We start from the raw sequence: 18,919 nt of genomic DNA on the forward strand, positions 1-18,919 counted from the left end.
CCCCTTGGGGAATCCGGCCTTCCGTCCTCGGCGAGCGGTCCGTCAGCCGCGAAGGGCCTGGACCGCGGCTTCGAGCCGCTTGCCGAAGTCACCGTCCGCCTGGCGGAAGTTGTTGATCGCGCGCTCTGCGATGTCGTCGCGCGAAACCTTGGCGATGAAGCCCGCCAGATTGTCGATCAGACGGGTCTTCTCCTCCTCCGAGTACAGCCGGTAGAGGTTCCCCGCCTGTACGAAGTCGTTGTCCTCGGCGTGCACGGGCGCCGCGCTGTTGCCGGTGACTCCGGAGACCGGGGTCGGCTGCCACATCGGGCGGTCGCTCTGGAACGGGCCGCCGAAGCTGTTCGGCTCGTAGTTCTTCGCGCCCTTGTGGCGGCCGTCGTACAGGTAGCCGTCACGGGAGTTGGTGCGCGCCTCGGTCGCGTGCGGGCGGTTCACCGGCAGATGGTCGGCGTTGATGCCGACGCGGTAGCGGTGCGCGTCGCCGTACGCGAAGAGGCGGCCCTGGAGCATCTTGTCCGGGGAGGGGCCGATACCGGGCACGAAGTGCGCCGGGCTGAAGATGGACTGCTCGACCTCGGCGAAGATGTTCTCCGGGTTGCGGTTGAGCTCCAGCTTGCCGATCTCGATCGGCGGGTAGTCCTCGTGCGGCCACACCTTGGTGAGGTCGAACGGGTTGAAGCGGTAGGTCGCCGCGTCGGCCGCCGGCATGATCTGCACCTGCACGGTCCACGACGGGAAGTCACCTCGCTCGATGGCTTCGCGAAGGTCGCGCTGGTGGCTGTCGGGGTCCTCGCCGGCGAGCCGGTTGGCCTCGGCCTGGGTCAGGTTCTTGATGCCCTGGTCGGTCTTGAAGTGGTACTTGACCCAGAAGACCTCGCCGGCCTCGTTGTTCCACTGGTAGGTGTGCGAGCCGTACCCGTTCATGTGGCGCAGCGTGGCCGGGATGCCACGGTCACCGAACAGCCAGGTCACCTGGTGGGTGGACTCGGGCGAAAGCCCCCAGAAGTCCCATACGTTGTCAGCCTCCTGGCTGCCGGTGTACGGGTCGCGCTTCTGGGTGTGGATGAAGTCGGGGAACTTGATGGCGTCCTTGATGAAGAAGACGGGGGTGTTGTTCCCGACCAGGTCGTAGTTCCCCTCCTCCGTGTAGAACTTCAGCGCGAAGCCGCGGGGGTCGCGCACGGCGTCGGCGGAGCCGAGGTTGCCGGCCACGGTGGAGAAGCGCAGGAAGGTCTCGGTCTGCTTGCCGACCTCGGAGAGGAACTTGGCACGCGTCCACCGCGAGACGTCCCGAGTGAGGGTGAAGGTGCCGTACGCACCCGCACCGCGCGCGTGGACGATGCGCTCCGGGATGCGCTCGCGGTTGAAGTGGGCGAGCTTCTCCAGGAGCGACTGGTCCTGGATCAGGACCGGGCCGCCGACGCCCGCGGTCTCGCTGTTCTGATTGTCGGCCACCGGCGCGCCGGCCTCCGTGGTGAGCGGTCCCTGCGTCACGTGCGCCTCCTGCGTCATTTCCTGCAAAGTCCTGTCCTGGGCGTTTACTGGTCCCGATCCTACAATGGACAATGTCTAAGTCAAGCAACGATCCAAACCCACACCCGTTCGGGACTGGGCCCCCTCCCCTGTTAGGCTGGTGTCCATGAGTGACCTGTTGGAGCGACTGCGCGGACGCGGCTGGCGCATGACCGCACAGCGACGCGTCGTGGCCGAGGTCCTGGACGGCGACCACGTACACCTGACGGCTGACGAGGTGCACGCGCGAGCGGTGGAGCGACTGCCCGAGATCTCCCGGGCGACGGTGTACAACACCCTGGGCGAGCTGGTGACCCTCGGCGAGATCCTTGAGGTGTCCACGGACCGCCGCGCCAAGCGCTACGACCCGAACGCGCACCGCCCGCACCACCACCTGGTGTGCGCCCAGTGCGGCGCGATCCGCGACGTCCACCCGCAGGGCAACCCGCTGGCCGACCTCCCCGACACCGAACGCTTCGGCTTCACGGTCTCGGCCGTCGAGGTCACCTACCGGGGCACCTGCCCCAACTGCGCGGCGGCCTGAGCACCACCGGACACACCGAAGCCCTCCGGCACTCGCCGGAGGGCTTCTTTCATGACACTGATCGAGCTGACACGTTCGAGCTGACACGACTGAGGCCCGAATCCCCCAAAGGATTCGGGCCTCAGTCTTCAAGTAGCGGGGACAGGATTTGAACCTGCGACCTCTGGGTTATGAGCCCAGCGAGCTACCGAGCTGCTCCACCCCGCGTCGGTGAACCCAACCTTACGGGACCGTGTGGACCAGTGCAAATCCCTTCCCGGCCGCCCCGAACCCGCCGGACCGTCAGGCCGTGAGTTCCTGGTGCAGCGCCTCACGCAGCCGCGCCGCCCGTTCGGCGACCTCCGCGGGGCCCAGCTCCACCGCCTTCGCGCACCAGCGCTGCCCCTCGGTCAGCTCGCCGTGGCGGGCGGCGAGCAGGGCGAGACGCAGCGCGGCCCGGCCGTGTCCGGCGTGGGCGGCGCGAGCCCACCACAGGGCGGCCTCGCGCTCGCGGCCCTCGCGGGCGAGCAGCAGCCCGAGGTTGAAGGCGCCATTGCGACTGCCCGCCTCGGCGGCCTCCCCGTACCAGCGCGCGGCCGCCTCCAGGTCGCCCCGGGCTGCGGCGAGCATGCCGACCCGGACCTGGGCCCGGCGGTGGCCCTGCTGCGCGGCCCGCTCGTACCACTCCTCGCACTCGGTCTTCTCGGCCATCGGCTCGCCCAGCGCGGGCGGCCCCGGCGGCGGCTGCCGTGCGTCGAGCAGGGTGGCGAGGCGGAAGGCGGCCTCCGAGCTGCCGCCGCCGGCCGCGCACCGCAGGTGCCGCTCGGCGGCGTGCTCCTCGCCGTCGCGCAGCAGCGCGATGCCGACTTGGAGCGCCGCGTCGGTGTGCCCGGCGGCCGCGGCCCGCTCGTACCACTTCAGGGCCGTACGGTCGTCGTCGCGGCTCGCGAAGAGGATGCCGAGATTGAACGCGGCGTCCACGCTGCCCGCTTCGGCGGCCTTGGAGAACCAGGGCTCGGCGCCGGTCGCGTCGCCGGCCTGGAGCAGCAGGATGGCCAGCGCGTTGGCGGCCTCGCGGTGCCCGGCGTAGGCGGCCCTGCGGTACCACTGCTCGGCCTGGGCCGTCCGGTTCTGGGCGGCGCAGAGCAGGCCGAGGTTGTACGCCCCGTTCACGTCTCCGGCGCTCATCGCGGCCCGGTACCAGCGCTCAGCGGTCTGCTGCTCACCGCGCGCGGCGTGCAGGGCACCCAGCGCGTTGGCGGCGTTGCCGTCGCCGTCCTGGGCGGCGCGCAGCCACCACACGGCGGCGCTCTCCTCGTCGCCCGCATCGCGCAGCAGAAAGCCGAGGGCGCAGGCGGCCTTCGCCTCGCCGTCCTTGGCGGAGGTCAGGTACCAGCGGCCCGCCTCCTTGAGGTCGCCGCGCTTCTCCAGGATCGCGCCGAGGTGCAGCGCGGCCCGGCGGTGGCCGCGGGCGGCGGCCTGCCGGTACCAGGGTTCGGCCTCCTCGCCCGCCCCCTCACCCTCGCCCGCCTCCGCGACAGCGATGTCACCGGGGCCCTCGCCGCTCCCCTCCGCGTCCGTACGGCGGTCAAGGAGGCGGGCCAGGCGGTAGGCCGCCTCGCGGTGGCCCTGTTCGGCTGCGGCGCGCAGCCAGCGCTCCGCGCCCACGTCGCTGCGGTGCTCCAGGAGGTCGGCGAGGGCGTACGCACCGAGCGCGTGGCCCTGTTCGGCGGACTGGCGCAGCCAGTACTCGGCGGCCGGCTCGTCGCCGCGCTCGCGGTAGTGCCGGCCCAGCGCGTGCGCGGCGGCGGCGGATCCGGCGACGGCGGCGATGCGCCACCAGCCGGCCGCCTCGTCCGCGTAGCCGCGCTGGTGGAGCAGCACGCCCAGGTTGTTGGCGGCGGCCCGGTCGCCCACCGCGGTGGCACCCCGCAGATAGTGCTCGGCGCCGTCGAGGTCACCGCGGCGCAGCAGCAGGGAGCCGAGGACGCTCATCGACTCGGCGTCGCCGCGGTCGGCGGCACGCCGGTGCCGCGCCTCGGTCTCGGCGTCAGCGGTGTCAGCGTCCTCATCGGAGCGTGTCTGCACAAACCGCCCTGTCTCCAACAGAGTTGCCCTGTCCCCCATAAATACCATCGTCGCACCACCCGCAACCGCCGTACACCTGGTATACCGCAGCCAGTGAGGTCACTTCAGCGTTTTGTCGACATGCCCACAGAGAGACAAGCCAAACCCCTTGTACCCAACTCCCCCCGGCTAGAGCAGTTTTCACACCGGTCGGTTCCAGCCACGGGCGGCAGCGGCAACCGGACAGCTCCGGGTCGGCCGGAGGTCGGACGCGACGAGGGCCCGGATCCTTGAAAGGATCCGGGCCCTCGTCAGTGAGTAGCGGGGACAGGATTTGAACCTGCGACCTCTGGGTTATGAGCCCAGCGAGCTACCGAGCTGCTCCACCCCGCGTCGGTAAACACAACGCTACCACGGCGCGGGGTGGCCCTCTGACCAGGTCAGCTCTGGGGTTTGGTCGCCTTCGCCTCCGCGTCGGCGGCCTGCTTCAGGGCGTCCTGGAGCGCCTTCTGGGCATCGCCGTACGCCTTCCAGTCACCCGATCCGAGCGCCTTCTGGCCGTCGTCGTAGGCCTTCTGGGCGTTCTTGATCGCCTGGTCCACGGTGGCGTTCCCGGTGGCCGGGGGTGTGGTGGTCGGTGGTGGGGTCGTGGGCGGTGGTGTCGCCCCGTCCGCGCCGAAGACCGCGCTGAGCGCGTCCGCCAGATTGTCCTTGAAGACGGTCTTGTCGCCGTAGGAGACGCCGACCTTCTTCAGGAGCGGGTAGTTGGCGCTGCCACCGCGTGCGTACACCGGCTCGATGTAGAGGAAGCCTCCGCCGAGCGGCACGGTGAGCAGATTGCCGTAGTCGATCTCGGAGTCGGTGCCTCTCAAGTTCCTTACGAACTCGGCTACTTCGGGCAGACCGTTCAGCTTGCTCTGCACCTGCTGCGGGCCCTGCACGTTGTCGGTGACCCTGAGCAGTCTGATCTTGCCGTAGTCCTTGCTCGCGGCGTCGGCGTCGATCGCCATGAACCCGCCCAGGTTGGGCCGGCCGTTGGGCGTGAACGTCGTCGTGAGCGAGAACTTCTTCCCCTCGGCCTCGGCACCCGGCATCTTCATGGACAGGTAGTACGGCGGGACCGCGCTGTTGTCCTTGTTGGTCGGGTCGTCCGGAACCTGCCAGGCGTCACTGCCGCTGTAGAACTGCGCGGGGTTGGTGACGTGGTAGCGGGTCAGCAGCTCGCGCTGGACCTTGAACATGTCCTGCGGGTACCGCAGGTGGGCCAGCAGATCCGCGGGGATCGCGGACTTGGCCTTCACGGTGCCGGGGAACGCCTTCATCCAGGTCTTGAGGACCGGGTCCTTGTCGTCCCACTGGTACAGCGTGACTGTGCCGTCGTACGCGTCGACGGTCGCCTTCACCGAGTTGCGGATGTAGTTGACCTGGTTCTGCTGCGCCATCACCGCGCGCTGGTTGTCGGTCAGCGAGTCGGTGGTGGTCTCACCGAGCGTGGTGCGCGAGGCGTAGGGGTAGCCGTTGGTCGTCGTATACGCGTCGACCACCCACTGGATGTGCTTGCCCACGACCGCCGGGTAGGCGTCGCCGTCGATGGTCAGCCAGGGCGCGACCGCCTCGACGCGCTCCTTCGGGGTGCGGTTGTAGAGGATCTTCGAGCCCTTGCCGATGGCCCCCGAGTAGAGGATCTGCGGCTCGCTCAACGTGACGGCGTACGCGGCGCGGTTGAAGGGGTTGGAGAGGCTGACCCCGCCCTTGCCGGCGAAGCTCGTCGTCTCCTGGCCCTTGCCCTCGCTCTCGTAGTCGAGCTCCTTCTGGGGCCCGCCGACGATCGAGTACTGATCGGTCTTCTCGCCGTAGTAGATGCGCTGCTCGTAGCCGGAGGCGAGCTGGCCGGTGGTGGGCAGCCCGGACTCGGTGAAGTCGGGCGCTCCGTTGACGTCCACGCTGGTGCCCTTGGCCGCGATCGCGCCGAAGCCGTGGGTGTAGGTGAAGTGGTCGTTGATCCAGTTGCGCTTGTCGATGCCCTTGAGGTTGAGCTCGCGCAGCCCGATGACGGTGTCCTGCTCCTTGCCGTCGCTGCCCGTGTAGCGGTCCACATCCAGCGTCGAGGGGAACTGGTAGTACTTGCGCTCCTGCTGGAGCTGCTGGAAGGCGGGCGAGACGACGTTGGGGTCGATGAGCCGGTAGCTGGCCGCCGTGTCGGCCGCCGAGCGCAGCTTCGGGTTGTCCTTGGCGTCGGTGGTGCCCTTGTAGTCCGTCACATCCGCGGTGTCGATGCCGTAGGCCTTGCGGGTGGCATCGATGTTCTTCTGGATGTACGGCGCTTCCTTGGCCTGCTCGTTCGGCTGGACCTGGAACTTCTGCACGATCGCCGGGTAGAGCCCGCCGATCAGGATCGCCGAGAGCACCATCAGGCCGAAGCCGATGACGGGCAGCTGCCAGGTGCGGCGCCACAGGGTCGCGAAGAACAGCACGGCACAGATGACCGCGATGCAGAACAGGATCGTCTTCGCCGGCAGATAGGCGTTGGCGTCGACGTACCGCAGGCCCGTCCAGTTGTTGGTCGCCTTGAAGTCGCTGGACTTCACCGCGAGGCCGTACCGGTCCAGCCAGTACGCCACGGCCTTCAGCAGCACGAACACGCCGAGCAGCACCGAGAGGTGACCGGTGGCGGCGCCGGTGGCGCGCGCGCCGGGGCTGGTGACGCGCAGACCGCCGTACAGGTAGTGCGTGAGGGCGGCGGCGATGAGCGAAAGGACGGCCGCGGCGAAACCGAAGCCGAGCATGAAGCGGTACCACGGCAGGTCGAAGGCGTAGAAGGACACGTCCAGCTTGAACTGGGGGTCCTTCTGACCGAACGGCACTCCGTTGACCCACATCAGCCAGGTGCGCCACTGACCGGAGGCGGAGGCGCCGGCGATGAGCCCGACGAGCGCGGTGATCCCGAGCAGCATCCACTTCTTGTACGGCGCGATGCCCATCCGGTAGCGGTCCAGGCTCTGCTGCTCCAGGGACATCGCGCTGAGCGGCGGCCGCAAGCGGTGCGCCAGCCAGATGTTCAGGCCGACGGCGAAGGCCATCAGCAGTCCGAAGACGCAGAACAACCCGATCTTGGTCCACAGCTGAGTGGTGAAGACCGACGAATAATGGACCGAGCGATACCAGAGCCAGTCGGTCCAGAACCCGGCGAACATGGCGAAGGCCATGGCGAGCACGGCCAGAATGCCCAGTGTCATCAGCAGGGTCCGGACCCGGCGGGACGGCCGGCCGACTCTGATCCGTGGCCCGGACGGGCCTGAGCCGCGGTCCGGCATCTGGAAAGCCAAGGTGCGCACCTCGAAGTTCGCTGTCGTATGGGCGGGCCCCGCGATCGTAGAGCCCACTCATGCAACTTACTGAGGCTTTACTCAGTTCCCGATCGGGGGGTGAAAGAGGGCAGGATGTTGTCCATGTCCAACGTTTCCCCCTCCGGTCCCCCGATGGCCGCCAGCCCGCTCACCCGCGCGGTGCTCGAAATCGACGAGTACGCATCCGGCCTCGGCTGGGACAAGCCGGCCCGCCTTTTCGCGCTCGTCGACACCGCGAAGCTCCGTGCCCAGGCGCCCGGTCTGGTCTCCCCTGCCGACGACGCCCAGGTCTCCGGGCTGACCCCGATCGAGCAGGAGGAGATCCCGCGCAACAAGCCGCTGGACAAGTTCCTCGGCACCATCGCGTGGCCCGACTCGGTGGCTGGCTGCGCGCTCACGGTGGAGCGCATGATGCTGCCGCCGTCCGCCGAGACCTCCGTGCCCGAAGGCCTCGGCGACAAGGAGCTCGCCAAGTGGGTGGCCGCCCATCCCGACCGCCAGGAGGTCCGGATGACGGTGGCGGTGCTGCGCGGCGGAGCCCGCGAGTCGGCGATCCGGCTGCGCGAGAAGGATTCCCCGACAGAGGTCCTGACCGGCCCCGACCTGGTCCCGGGCCTCGCCGAGGCACTGGCCGCGACCTTCGCCTAACGGCGGCGCGGGGACGCGGCCGGCGTCGGCGGCCTCACTTGGCCGAGCAGTTCGGCAGTCCGGCCGTGTCCCCCGTGCGGATCTTGTCCAGGGACTGCCGGGCGTCGTGGATGGTGTCGACCTTCACCAGGGTGAGGCCCGACGGAATGTCCGCCGCGGCGGCCGCACAGTTGTCGTTCGGCGTCAGGAAATAGCGGGCCCCCGCCTGGCGAGCGCCGATCAGCTTCATCTCGATACCGCCGATCGGGCCGACCTTGCCGGAGTCGTCGATGGTGCCGGTGCCGGCGACGAACTTCCCGCCGGTCAGATCCTGGGGGGTCAGCTTGTCGACGATGCCGAGGGAGAACATCAGGCCGGCGCTGGGGCCGCCGACGTCCGCCAGCTTGATGTCGACGGAGAACGGGAAGGCGTGGTCGGTCCCGGCCTGGATGCCGACGATCGCCCGGTCGCCGTCAGTGGCCTTCTCCGTGGTGATGGTGAGCTTCTCGCCGCCCTCGGGCGCCGTGCCCGCCTTCTTGGCGACCTCCGCCTGCTTGGCCGGGACGACCGTGAAGACCACGTTCTGGCCGGGCTTGTGCTTGGTGACCAGGGCCGCGACATCGGCGGGCTTGGTGACCGTGGTGCCGTCGACGGCCTTGATCGCGTCACCGGCGTGCAACTTGCCCTCGGCAGGGCTGCCCTTGACGACCGAGGAGACGATGACCCAGCTCTTCACCGGGATGGCCAGCTCGTTCAGGGCCGCGACCTTCGCGCTCTCCTGGGACTGGCTGAACTCCTCGGCGTTCTCCTGGTTGGACTGCTCGTCGGTCTTGCCGTCCGGGTAGAGCGTGTCGTGCGGAACGACGACGCTGTCGTGTGCCAGCCAGCCGTACACGGCCTCGACCAGGTTCATCCGGTAGTCCGCACCAGTGACCCGGACCGTCGTCATGTTGAGGTGCCCGGTCGTCGGGTACGTCTTGTGGCCGGAGATCTGCAGCACCGGCTCGCCACCGGAGTCGCCGAGCGTGTTCACGGTGGGCCCGGGAGACATCTCGGCGTACGGCACTGTGATGAGCACCCCGGCGCAGAGCAGCGCGATCAGGACGAGGGTGGAGGCGAGCATCGTCGCGGTGCGGCGTGGCATGGAACGACAGTACGGGACCGGTCTGTGCGCCCACCCCTGGGGCCGGTCCGTACGGGGCCCGTTGGCGACCGCGCACGTACCTGAGGCGCTCGGCGCCGGTCAGGAACGCTCAGACGGCGTCGGATCCGGAATGGGATTTCTCCATCGCTTCACGGAACCGGCTGTATCCGGTGAGTTCAGCTACATCGCCGGACGTACGATTACGGGCGGCCCAGCTCGCCCATATCGCCGCGCCGACAGCAGCGAAAAGCGGAATCAGCAGCCAAGCGAGTGCAGCCATTCCGACCTCCCGTCCCCAATGAGCGACCGCAACTGACAGATCAGCAGATTAGTCATCTGCGAGTTCAACGCTCACGCCAGGGGGGCGGTTACGCAAATCGGGGCGCATGCCGTCCGACGGGGTTTCAGATCCACCGGGCGGCCCAGCGGGGCAGCGTGGACCCCCAGGTGACGGCGCTACGCGCCGACCCGCCCTCCCGTCGCCCGACCACCACCCCCAGGTGACGGCGCTACGCGCCGACCCGCCCTCCCGTCGCCCGACCACCACCCCCAGGTGACGGCGCTACGCGCCGACCCATTCTTCTGTCCCGTCCGAGAAGTGCTGGTGCTTCCAGATGGGGACCTCGTGCTTGAGGGCGTCGATGAGCTTGCGGCAGGCCTCGAAGGCCTCCCCGCGGTGCGGGCAGGACACCGCCACGACGACCGCGATATCGCCGACCTCCAGTTCCCCCACACGGTGGACGGCGGCCAGCGCGCGGACCGGGTACTCGGCGATGACCTTCTCGGCGATCCGGCGCATCTCCGCCTCCGCGGAGGGGTGGCAGGAGTACCCCAGCCTGTCGACGTCCGAACCGCCGTCGTGATTGCGCACGGTGCCGACGAAGAGCGTGGTGCCGCCCGCCGCGGAGTCCCCCGCGGCGGCGAAGACCTCGTCCACGGAGAGCGGGGTGTCACGGATCGCCAGGAGCCGGATGGGGTCCTGCGCCGGCTGCTCGCCGGGGTGCTCGGGGTACGTGCGTGCCATGGTTCCATCGTGCCGCACGGCACCGACATCCCGAAATGGCTCTTCCGACGGGGTGCCACGACCCTCCGTAGGACGGTCCTACAGCCCCCGCCGCTTGCGGGCCCTGCGCACCACTGCGGCGGCACCGAGCAGCGCGACGGTCGCGCCCGCGGCCCCGGCGGCGGTGGCGTCCTTGCGGCCGAGCCGACGGCCCGCGACGGTGTGCCGGCCCGCGGCCTCTTCGAGGAGTTCGGCGAGCACTTCCTCGTTGGTCCAGCGCGGCCGCCAGCCCGCGTCGTGCAGCCGCCCGACACTGACCACCCACGGGTGCATCGTGTAGGCGAGGTCCCCCGCGGGAGACGGTGTGAGGCCGATCCGGTGCAGCCGGGCCGCGGCGCCCAGGGCCACCGCGGAGGGCAGCTCCATGCGGCGGATGCCGCTGAACTCCTCCACCTCCTCCTGTTCGAGCCATCCGTCGCAGCCGACCGCGAACTCGCCCTCGACCTTCTCCAGGGCCGCGTACTCCAGGGCGCTGCACAAGTCCTCGACGTGGCAGAACTGCCAGGTCGGACGGGATCCGGCAACCACCAGGAGGCGCGGGGACTCGAAGTACCGGGTCAGCGCGGTGTCAGTACCGCCCACCAAGACGGCGGGCCTTACCACCGTGACGTTCAGACCGGGGTGGGCGCGGGGCGCGCGCCGCCCCAGCCGCTCGATCTCCAGCAGGTCGCCGACGCCGGTCGCCTCGGCGGTGGCCCGCAGCTCGGCGTCCTCGGAGAGCGGGATGTCGTTGTCGGGCAGCGCCCCGTAGACCATCGCCGAGGTGCAGAGAACCACCCGGTGGACGCCCGCGGCGGCCGCGGCGGTCAGCACCGTCTGGGTGCCGCGCACGTTGTACGCCGTGCGGGCCGCGGAATCGGTCTCCAGGTCGAGGTCGAGCGCCAAGTGCACGACGACGTCCGCGCCCCGCAGCTTCTCGGCGATCGCCGGGTCGCGTACGTCCAGGATGTGCCAGGTCGCCTCGGAGACCTCGCCACGGCGCTCGTCGATGGCGATGACCTGCTTGACCTCGTCGGACGCGGCGAGCCGCGCGGTCAGCAGGGCGCCGATCCCGGACGCGGCACCGGTCACGGCGACGACGGGACCGCGCGATGTTGAGGTTGAGAGGTTTCGCGCTGCGCGAACCTGCGGATCTGGGGAACTCACCGGGCGTCTCCAGCGGTTGTCTTCAGTACGTACGTTAATGACGCGTGCGTACCAGGTGGCGTCCATCCTGCCGCAGGCCGCGAGGCGGCGGAGCACCGAGCCCTTTTCCGGTTCGGATGTCTACGCTGGTGGTGTTGTCGGGCAGCCGCCGTCGGCAGGAGCCGGCGGCCTAACGAGCCGAGGAAACCCGTGAGTGACACCCCATTCGGATTCGGCCTTCCGCCGGAGGAGCCGGAGAACGGCGACGGCAAGAAGAAGGACCCTGCCGGAGGTGGCCAGGGTGCCGGCGGCCAGGGCGGTAACCCCTTCGGGTTCCCGGGCGCCGGTGGCGGGGACAACCCGTTCGCCGCGATGTTCGGTTCGATGAACCCGAACGACCTGGGCGCCGCCTTCCAGCAGCTCGGTCAGATGCTCAGCTACGAGGGCGGTCCCGTGAACTGGGACATGGCCAAGCAGATCGCCCGCCAGACGGTCGCGCAGGGCACCGCCGACGGCACCAAGGACGAGAGCGTCGGCCCCGCCGAGCGCGCCGCCGTCGAGGAGGCCGTGCGCCTGGCCGACCTGTGGCTCGACGACGCGACGTCGCTGCCGTCGGGCTCCACCACCGCCGTGGCGTGGAGCCGCGCGGAGTGGGTCGAAGCCACCCAGCCCGCCTGGAAGGAACTGGTCGACCCGGTCGCCGAGCGCGTCGGCGCGGCCATGGGCGGCGTCCTGCCCGAGGAGATGCAGGCCATGGCGGGCCCGCTGATCGGCATGATGCGATCCATGGGCGGCGCCATGTTCGGCCAGCAGATCGGGCAGGCCGTGGGCGTGCTCGCGGGCGAGGTCGTCGGCTCGACGGACATCGGGCTGCCGCTCGGCCCGGCGGGCAAGGCCGCGCTCCTTCCGCTGAACATCGAGGCGTTCGGCAAGGACCTGGGCGTCCCCAAGGACGAGATCCGCCTCTACCTGGCGCTGCGCGAGGCCGCCCACCAGCGGCTCTTCGCCCATGTGCCGTGGCTGCGCTCGCATCTGTTCGGTGCGGTCGAGGGCTATGCGCGCGGCATCACCGTCGACACGGCCAAGCTGGAGGACGCCGTCGGCCAGCTGGACGTGTCGAACCCCGAGCAGTTGCAGGAGGCGCTCCAGCAGGGCATGTTCCAGCCGGAGGACACCCCTGAGCAGAAGGCCGCGCTGGCCCGCCTGGAGACTGCGCTCGCGCTGGTCGAGGGCTGGGTGGACGCGGTGGTCCACGAGGCCGCCAAGCCCCGGCTGACCTCGGCGGACGCGCTGCGCGAGATGCTGCGCAGGCGCCGGGCGACCGGCGGTCCGGCGGAGCAGACCTTCGCCACACTGATCGGTCTGGAGCTGCGGCCGCGCCGACTGCGCGACGCCTCGCGCCTGTGGGCCTCGCTCACCGACGCGCGCGGGGTGGACGGCCGGGACGACCTGTGGGAGCACCCGGACATGCTGCCGACCGCCTCCGACCTGGACGACCCGGACGGCTTCGTGCACCGCGAGCACCTCGACTTCTCCGAGCTGGACAAGATGCTGGGCGAGGCCGCCGAGCAGAGCGGCCCGTCGCTGAAGAAGGACAAGCCGGGCGAGGCGGGCTCGACGGACGAGAGCACCGACAGCGACGACAAGGGCGATTCGGGCAAGTGAGTCTGCATGAGGACGCGGTCCTCGTACTGAAGGCGTACGAGGCTCAGCCCGAGCTGCGCCAGACCTATCTGGACCATCTCTCGGCCCACCCGGACGGGATGTGGAAAGCCTGCGAGGCCGGTCACCTCACGGCGAGCGCGCTGGTCGTGGACCGGGAGCGGGGCCGGGTGCTGCTGACCCTGCACAAGAAGCTGAACATGTGGCTCCAGATGGGTGGCCACTGCGAGCTGGAGGACACCTCGCTGACGGTCGCGGCCCTGCGCGAGGCCCGGGAGGAGTCGGGCATCGCCGGTCTCACGCTGCTCGCGGGCGGTCCCGTACGGCTCGACCGGCATGCCATTCCGCCGCCCTGCCACTGGCACCTGGACGTCCAGTACGCGGCGCTGGCCCCGGCCGGCGCCGTCGAGGCGATCAGCGACGAGTCCCTGGACCTGCGCTGGTTCGACTACGACGAGGTCGCGAAGGTGGCCGACGAGTCGGTCGTACGCCTGGTGGAGGCGGCTCGCGCCCGGTTGTGACCGCCGGGTGAGACCGGGGCAACGCCTTGCGGGTTCGGCCCCAACTGCCTTGTGCGTAAGGGGCGTTCGCCATTGCGAGCGCCCCTTACGCATGCCCCTGGAGGCTAGCTCCAGGCGTTGCCCTGGTTCTGCGCGTGGGCGCCCTGCTGGCCCATCCCGTACTGGGCCCGCAGCCCCTGGCCGATCATCACGTTCTGCGGCGGCAGCACCTCGCTCGGCTGCACGAGGGCGAAACCCTGCCCCAGGAAGCTCAGTTCCCAGCCCTCGCCCGTGTTGCCGCGGCGCCGCCACACGCCCGTGGAGTGCGTCTGCGCCTGCATCTGCACCCGGAGCGAGGTCGACCAGGCGACGATCGCGTCCGCGTCCGCGTTCACGTATTTGTCCGGTGTGACCTGAAGCATCAGCGGCTGGCCCGAGGTCATCAGGACGACCTTGCCGGTGCCGGTGATGTTGAGCTGGTACTTGCCGGTGCCGGAGATCCCGTACTGGCTGTCCACGGCGACGACTTCGTAGTGCAGCGATGAGTCCATGGCCAGGACGTAGCCGCTGTCGACCGTCAGGCCGTCCCGGTCGACGTCCACGATGTGGACGTGCTGGGCCAGGTTGGCGAGGTAGACCGTGCCCTGTCCGGAGACGCGCATCAGGTCCAGACCCTCACCGGTGTGGGCGCGGGCGCGCTGCTGACCCTGCGACTGGTACTCGCCGTCGAACTCCATCAGCCCCTGGTAGGCGACCATCGAGCCCTTGCGGGCGAGGATGTCGTCGTGGCCGGTGAGCACGGCTCGCAGCAGTTGCGCGTTCTGTGCGGTGTACCGCTCCTGGGACTGCTGCTCGGTGTAGCTGAAAAGCGGGCTCTGCATGGTGTCTCTCCCCCTAGCCCCGGGCCCGCAGGCGGTCCGTGCTGTCCTCACTCGGCTGTACGACGACGATGCCCTGGCCCGAGAAGGCCATCTGGTACGCCTCTCCGCTGCCCCGGCCGATCAGCGAGGACGCCTTGAAGCTGCGCTTGCCCTTCACCTTCAGGTTCGGGGACCAGGCGACAAGGGCGTCCGGGTCGACGTACGTCTCGTCCTCGCCGCTGCCGCAGTCGACGACGACCGGGGTTCCGCGCGAGGTCAGCGCGACCCAGCCGGTGCCGGAGATCCTCACGTTGAACAGGCCCTGGCCGGCGAACTTGGCGAGCCCCTTGACCCGTTCGACTCCCCACTGGAGGCTCGCGTCGAAGGCGAGCACATTGGTGCCGTTGACGGAGAGAGCGTCATTGTTGAGGTTGACGATCACGACGTTGGCCCCGTAGTCGGCGAGGTAGAGCAGTCCGTCGCCGGTGCACTTCATCAACGGGGCGCCCTCGCCGGTGATCCAGTCCCGGGCCATCTGCCGCATGGCGGGCGGGTTGGGCTCGTACTGGATGAAGCCCTCGTAGGCGACCATCGAGCCGACCCGCGCGAACAGGTCCTGGCCGGTGGCCATGGCCACCTTGAGCATGGCGCTGCCGTGGTTCTCCATCCGGGCGGCGACGGGGGTGGGGGCATAGCCCGCGAGTTGCTGGTTCATTCTTCGGGCTCCCTCAGACCTCGTACGGCTGGACGACGATGAAGTTGCCGGGGGCGCCCCGGAACTGGAGGTTGACGGACTCGCCGCTGTCTCCCGGATAGGCGTTGCGGCGCATCCTGACCTGGCTGGAAATGATCACCTGGGACGCGGCGGACCAGGCGACGACCGCGTCGCTGTCGGCGAACGTGGTCGGGGTGACCGGCAGCACCACCGGCGTGCCGTGGGTCATCGCGACGACGGTGCCGGTGCCCTGGAACAGCATGGTGAACAGGGCACCGCCGGGAATGCCGTGGCCTTCGATGCGGCGGACCTCGTACTGGAGGGACTCGTCGAAGGCCAGGACATTCTCGGCGGAGACGCAGATGCCGTCGCCCTGGAGCTCGATGGGGTGCAGATAGGCGCTGTTCTCGGCGAGGAAGACCTGGCCGCGGCCGGTGCAGCGCATCAACTGCATTTCCTGGCCGGTCGCACCGCCGACGATCCGGCCGGCGAAACCGGCTCCCTTGTAGCCGAAGTCGACCTTGCCCTGATACATGACCATGCTGCCCTGGCGGGCGAGGACCGGCTGGCCGCCCGCACCGAGGTCGACCCGGACCAGGTGCTTGTTCTGCGAGGTCCAGCGCTGGCCGGTGGGCAGCTCCTTGTACATCTGGATCGCGGCCTGAAGGCCGCCGCCGGCCTGGGGCATGGCCTGCGGCTGCCCATGGGGAGCGGGCTGGCCATAGGGCGCCGGCTGACCGTACGGGGCGGGGGCGCCCGGCGGCGGGACCTGGCCCGGAATATGGCCGGGCTGCTGGCCGAACTGCGGCTGCTGCCCGTGCGGCTGCTGGTACGGCGCTCCGTACGGCGCCGGGGCGGGCGGCGGCGGGATCGTGCCGGGCGGCAGGTGCATCGGCGCGGCGATGGTGGGCGCGGCGTGGATCTGCGGGCTGGGCGCGGGGGCCGGAGGCGGTGTCGAACCCTGCGGCGGCGGCGCGTAGTGCTGCGGGGCGGCCGGGGCAGGTGAGGGCACCGGCGTCCCGAAGGAGGGTGCGGGCTGTGGAGCCTGCGCGGGAGCCCCGAACTGCGGGGCGGGGCCGGTGGCCTGGGGCGGCGGTGCGAATCCGGGGGCCGCGCCGCCCTGTGACTGCTGCGGCGGCGCCGGGGCGGGTTCCTCCTCCAGGACCTCGCCGCCGAAGTTCTTGAGGAGCGCTTCGAGTCCCCCGTCGAAACCCTGGCCGACGGCGGCGAAGCGCCAGACGTCCTTCAGGTAGAAGTCGCCGAGCATGACGGCGCGTTCGGTGCTGAACTCCGCCCCGGTGAAGGAGTACCGCACCACTTCCTCACCGCCGGCGACGACCCGGATGTATCCGGGGCCGACCTGCGACATCTGGCCGGCGCCGTCGAGCGTCGCGGTGAAGGAGAGCTTGTGGATGTTCGCCGGAACGCGGTCCAGGGTGACGCGGAACGACTCGGTGTCACCGGACTGGGCGCCGAGGAGCTGGATCGACTCCTCGGGCGACTTCGGCTGGTTGAAGAAGACGAAGTAACGGTCGTCGGACAGCTGCTCGTTCGCGTCGAGGCCGAAGCAACTGATGTCGAAGGTCAGCCCGGGACCACCGATCTGCACCCCTACGTACAGATCCGTCCCTGCGGTGAGATCACTGACCTTGGCCTTGTGGCCGCGCTGGAATTCCCTGGCCATGCGTACCGACCGTCCCCCATCCCGAGGTGATTGCGTCGCGCCAGGCTAACGGCTGCCTCGGACAATCGGCCAAGCCGGTACACATTCGGTACAGAACCGCCGAGTCCTACTCGTCGCGCGCCGCGGGCAGATGCGGAAGGCGCTCGGCGGCCACCACGCCCTCCAGATATCCGCGGGCCCGCTCGGTGCGCGGATAGGCGTCGAGGAGGCGCCAGAAGCGGGGGCCGTGACCGGGCACCAGGAGGTGGGCCAGCTCGTGGACGAGCACATAGTCGACGACGTATTCGGGCATGCCCTGCAACCGGTGCGAGAGGCGGATGCTGCCCTCGGCCGGAGTGCACGAACCCCAGCGGGTGTTCTGGTTGGTCACCCAGCGCACCGAGGCGGGGCGGGCCCGGCCCTCGAAGTACTGCTCGGACAAACGCTCGGCGCGCTCGGTGAGTTCCGCGTCGCCCAGCATGCGCTTGCTCTCCTGCGCCGCCAGCTTGTCGAGCATCACGCCGACCCAGCGCTGCTCCTCGGCCTCCGACATCCGGGCCGGGATCAGCACGATCGTGCGGTCGCCCTCGCGGTATGCCGAGACCGTTCTGCTGCGCCGGGCGCTGCGGCGGACCTCGACCGCACTGGTCGCCGGACCGCGTGGCGGCAGACGGTTCGGGCTGCGCTGCGGGCTTCCGGCACTCTGCAGGGGGTCGGCGGGCACGCCCCGACGTTACCCGCTGTCAGTGGGAGAAGTCCCGCCTCCGGGACGGTTGAGCCATGATCCATCCGCTGGGGTGCGGCATTCGAATGACTAATACCCATCGCCTGTGGACAACTTTTCACGCCGTCCGGCACCGCCGTGCATTCTGGCCCCATGCCGCACGACGGCCCGCGATCGAGCGGGCCTCGGGGAGGTGCGGGTCAGCACGACGACGGGGGTTCGATCATGCATCCGATGCTCAAGCCGGCACTGCGCCGAGCCTGGCGGGACCGGCAGACCGTGCAGTTCGGGATCACTCCGGCGCAGGCGGTGGTGGTCTCGCCGGTGGATCCGGCGACGGGCCACTTCCTGGAGCTGCTCGACGGCACCCAGGGTCTGCCGATCCTGTACGAGCGGGCGCGCGCCCTGAACATGGGGCCCGGCCAAGTGGACGAACTGGTAAAGCGGTTGGCGGCGGCCGGCGTGGTGGACGATCCGACGGCCGGCGGCGCCACGGCCGATGCGTTACGGAACCGGGCTGGCACCCTGGAGCGACTACGGCCGGATCTTGCTTCCCTCTCGCTGATCCATCCGGAGCCGGGCGCCGCCGCCGGACGGCTTGCGGCCCGCCGGGCGATGCGGGTCCAGGTGCGGGGCGCGGGCCGGGTGGGCGCGACCGTCGCCGCCCTCCTCGCGGGAGCGGGGGTGGGTCAGGTCGACGTGCTGGACGGGGGCGTCGTGCGACCGGGCGACGTGACACCGGGCGGTCTGCCCGAGCGGTCCGTCGGTGAGCGGCGTTCGACAGCGGCGCGCCACCTGGTGCGGCAGGCGGCGCCGGGCGGACCACCGCGCCAGGGACGGGACCCGGACACAGGCCCGCCCGCCTTCTCCCTGATCGTCGTGGCTCCGCGCGAGGGGCTCGATGTGTACGCGCCGAACACGGCGGACGCCGAGGACTGGGTCCGAGCCGGAATTCCCCATCTCTATACGGGAGTCGTGGAGACGACGGGGGTGGTGGGGCCGCTGGTGCTGCCGGGCGGGACCGGCTGCGCGGGCTGTCTCTCGCTCGCCCGCACGGAGCGGGATCCGGGCTGGCCCCGGCTGCTGGCGCAGTGGCGCTCGGGGCGGCAGCGCACCGCCGTGCCGGCCTGCGACCTTGCGCTGGCGACCGCGGTGGCGGGGCTCGCGGCCGGGCATGCGCTGGCGTTCCTCGACGGCGATCTGCCCGCGAGTGTAGGCAGCCGCTGGGAGGCGTCGCTGCCGCAGCTGGACTGGCGGTCCCAGCCGGTCGGGCCACACCGCGACTGCTTCTGCGGCGCGGTGGGGAACACTCGGGGGGAGCAGGTCTCCGGGGCGTCCGGGCCACAGGACACAATGGCCGGGTAACGCCTGAGAGGGCGCGGCTGTC

Annotated in this window: 16 protein-coding genes and 2 tRNA genes; 5 read left to right on the forward strand and 13 right to left on the reverse strand. The window is 70.2% G+C overall.

The window, feature by feature from the left end:
• Positions 1 to 42 precede the first annotated feature (42 nt).
• Positions 43 to 1,494: a catalase gene (locus OG522_RS13135; RefSeq protein WP_329463155.1), complete on the reverse strand. Its 1,452-nt coding sequence runs from the start codon at positions 1,492 to 1,494 to the stop codon at positions 43 to 45.
• 145 nt (positions 1,495 to 1,639) lie between these two features.
• Between OG522_RS13135 and OG522_RS13140 the strand changes: the two genes are divergently transcribed.
• Positions 1,640 to 2,056 (forward strand): Fur family transcriptional regulator, encoded by a 417-nt coding sequence (locus OG522_RS13140; RefSeq protein ID WP_329463156.1) that lies wholly within the window; start codon positions 1,640 to 1,642, stop codon positions 2,054 to 2,056.
• A 133-nt stretch (positions 2,057 to 2,189) separates the two neighbouring features.
• Here the strand turns inward: OG522_RS13140 and OG522_RS13145 are convergent.
• From OG522_RS13145 to OG522_RS13160, 4 genes are all read right to left on the reverse strand, one after another.
• Positions 2,190 to 2,263, reverse strand: a tRNA-Met gene (locus tag OG522_RS13145).
• Positions 2,264 to 2,338: 75 nt separating this feature from the next.
• Positions 2,339 to 4,171: a tetratricopeptide repeat protein gene (locus tag OG522_RS13150; RefSeq protein WP_329463157.1), complete on the reverse strand. Its 1,833-nt coding sequence runs from the start codon at positions 4,169 to 4,171 to the stop codon at positions 2,339 to 2,341.
• Between the two features lie 250 nt (positions 4,172 to 4,421).
• Positions 4,422 to 4,495: transfer RNA gene (locus tag OG522_RS13155), tRNA-Met, on the reverse strand.
• Between the two features lie 47 nt (positions 4,496 to 4,542).
• The gene (locus OG522_RS13160; RefSeq protein WP_329467565.1) at positions 4,543 to 7,416 is read right to left on the reverse strand and encodes a UPF0182 family membrane protein; all 2,874 of its coding nucleotides are present in this window, start codon (positions 7,414 to 7,416) and stop codon (positions 4,543 to 4,545) included.
• 135 nt (positions 7,417 to 7,551) lie between these two features.
• On the opposite strand from OG522_RS13160, the gene OG522_RS13165 reads away from it, so the two are divergent.
• On the forward strand, positions 7,552 to 8,097 hold the full coding sequence (locus tag OG522_RS13165; protein WP_329463158.1) for a PPA1309 family protein: 546 nt from the start codon (positions 7,552 to 7,554) through the stop codon (positions 8,095 to 8,097).
• Between the two features lie 34 nt (positions 8,098 to 8,131).
• On the opposite strand, the gene OG522_RS13170 is transcribed toward OG522_RS13165, so the two are convergent.
• The 4 genes from OG522_RS13170 to OG522_RS13185 form a co-directional block, all read right to left on the reverse strand.
• Positions 8,132 to 9,220, reverse strand: coding sequence for a YlbL family protein (locus OG522_RS13170; RefSeq protein WP_329463159.1), 1,089 nt, complete (start codon positions 9,218 to 9,220; stop codon positions 8,132 to 8,134).
• Positions 9,221 to 9,329: 109 nt separating this feature from the next.
• Positions 9,330 to 9,500 (reverse strand): hypothetical protein, encoded by a 171-nt coding sequence (locus tag OG522_RS13175; protein ID WP_329463160.1) that lies wholly within the window; start codon positions 9,498 to 9,500, stop codon positions 9,330 to 9,332.
• A 282-nt stretch (positions 9,501 to 9,782) separates the two neighbouring features.
• Positions 9,783 to 10,244 (reverse strand): molybdenum cofactor biosynthesis protein MoaE, encoded by a 462-nt coding sequence (locus OG522_RS13180; RefSeq protein ID WP_329463161.1) that lies wholly within the window; start codon positions 10,242 to 10,244, stop codon positions 9,783 to 9,785.
• A gap of 78 nt (positions 10,245 to 10,322) precedes the next feature.
• Positions 10,323 to 11,429, reverse strand: a complete 1,107-nt coding sequence (locus OG522_RS13185) for an SDR family oxidoreductase (RefSeq protein ID WP_329463162.1) — start codon at positions 11,427 to 11,429, stop codon at positions 10,323 to 10,325.
• Between the two features lie 189 nt (positions 11,430 to 11,618).
• Here OG522_RS13185 and OG522_RS13190 point away from each other — a divergent pair, with 189 nt between their 5' ends.
• Positions 11,619 to 13,073 carry a zinc-dependent metalloprotease gene (locus OG522_RS13190; RefSeq protein WP_329463163.1) on the forward strand — a complete coding sequence of 485 codons (1,455 nt, stop codon included), beginning with the start codon at positions 11,619 to 11,621 and terminating at the stop codon, positions 13,071 to 13,073.
• Entirely contained in the window at positions 13,070 to 13,591 is a 522-nt protein-coding gene (locus OG522_RS13195) for an NUDIX hydrolase (RefSeq protein ID WP_329463164.1), read from the forward strand. The genes OG522_RS13190 and OG522_RS13195 overlap by 4 nt, the downstream gene beginning before the upstream one ends.
• A gap of 104 nt (positions 13,592 to 13,695) precedes the next feature.
• Here the strand turns inward: OG522_RS13195 and OG522_RS13200 are convergent, their stop codons facing one another.
• The 4 genes from OG522_RS13200 to OG522_RS13215 form a co-directional block, all read right to left on the reverse strand.
• On the reverse strand, positions 13,696 to 14,451 hold the full coding sequence (locus tag OG522_RS13200; RefSeq protein WP_329463165.1) for an AIM24 family protein: 756 nt from the start codon (positions 14,449 to 14,451) through the stop codon (positions 13,696 to 13,698).
• A gap of 13 nt (positions 14,452 to 14,464) precedes the next feature.
• Positions 14,465 to 15,145 (reverse strand): AIM24 family protein, encoded by a 681-nt coding sequence (locus tag OG522_RS13205; protein ID WP_329463166.1) that lies wholly within the window; start codon positions 15,143 to 15,145, stop codon positions 14,465 to 14,467.
• A 13-nt stretch (positions 15,146 to 15,158) separates the two neighbouring features.
• On the reverse strand, positions 15,159 to 16,829 hold the full coding sequence (locus OG522_RS13210; RefSeq protein ID WP_329463167.1) for a TerD family protein: 1,671 nt from the start codon (positions 16,827 to 16,829) through the stop codon (positions 15,159 to 15,161).
• A 106-nt stretch (positions 16,830 to 16,935) separates the two neighbouring features.
• Positions 16,936 to 17,532: a M48 metallopeptidase family protein gene (locus OG522_RS13215; RefSeq protein WP_329463168.1), complete on the reverse strand. Its 597-nt coding sequence runs from the start codon at positions 17,530 to 17,532 to the stop codon at positions 16,936 to 16,938.
• A gap of 225 nt (positions 17,533 to 17,757) precedes the next feature.
• On the opposite strand from OG522_RS13215, the gene OG522_RS13220 reads away from it, so the two are divergent.
• Positions 17,758 to 18,897 (forward strand): ThiF family adenylyltransferase, encoded by a 1,140-nt coding sequence (locus OG522_RS13220; protein WP_329463169.1) that lies wholly within the window; start codon positions 17,758 to 17,760, stop codon positions 18,895 to 18,897.
• The last annotated feature ends 22 nt before the right edge of the window (positions 18,898 to 18,919 follow it).

The organism is Streptomyces sp. NBC_01431 (assembly GCF_036231355.1).
Taxonomy (GTDB): domain Bacteria; phylum Actinomycetota; class Actinomycetes; order Streptomycetales; family Streptomycetaceae; genus Streptomyces.

Excerpts from the sequence above, each read along its gene's own strand:
- OG522_RS13180 (WP_329463161.1), bottom strand. The coding sequence starts at position 10,244 with ATGGCACGCACGTACCCCGAGCACCCCGGCGAGCAGCCGGCGCAGGAC.
- OG522_RS13150 (WP_329463157.1), bottom strand. The coding sequence starts at position 4,171 with ATGGTATTTATGGGGGACAGGGCAACTCTGTTGGAGACAGGGCGGTTT.
- OG522_RS13165 (WP_329463158.1), top strand. The coding sequence starts at position 7,552 with ATGTCCAACGTTTCCCCCTCCGGTCCCCCGATGGCCGCCAGCCCGCTC.
- OG522_RS13200 (WP_329463165.1), bottom strand. The coding sequence starts at position 14,451 with ATGCAGAGCCCGCTTTTCAGCTACACCGAGCAGCAGTCCCAGGAGCGG.
- OG522_RS13160 (WP_329467565.1), bottom strand. The coding sequence starts at position 7,416 with ATGCCGGACCGCGGCTCAGGCCCGTCCGGGCCACGGATCAGAGTCGGC.
- OG522_RS13220 (WP_329463169.1), top strand. The coding sequence starts at position 17,758 with ATGCATCCGATGCTCAAGCCGGCACTGCGCCGAGCCTGGCGGGACCGG.
- OG522_RS13175 (WP_329463160.1), bottom strand. The coding sequence starts at position 9,500 with ATGGCTGCACTCGCTTGGCTGCTGATTCCGCTTTTCGCTGCTGTCGGC.
- OG522_RS13140 (WP_329463156.1), top strand. The coding sequence starts at position 1,640 with ATGAGTGACCTGTTGGAGCGACTGCGCGGACGCGGCTGGCGCATGACC.
- OG522_RS13170 (WP_329463159.1), bottom strand. The coding sequence starts at position 9,220 with ATGCCACGCCGCACCGCGACGATGCTCGCCTCCACCCTCGTCCTGATC.
- OG522_RS13205 (WP_329463166.1), bottom strand. The coding sequence starts at position 15,145 with ATGAACCAGCAACTCGCGGGCTATGCCCCCACCCCCGTCGCCGCCCGG.
- OG522_RS13210 (WP_329463167.1), bottom strand. The coding sequence starts at position 16,829 with ATGGCCAGGGAATTCCAGCGCGGCCACAAGGCCAAGGTCAGTGATCTC.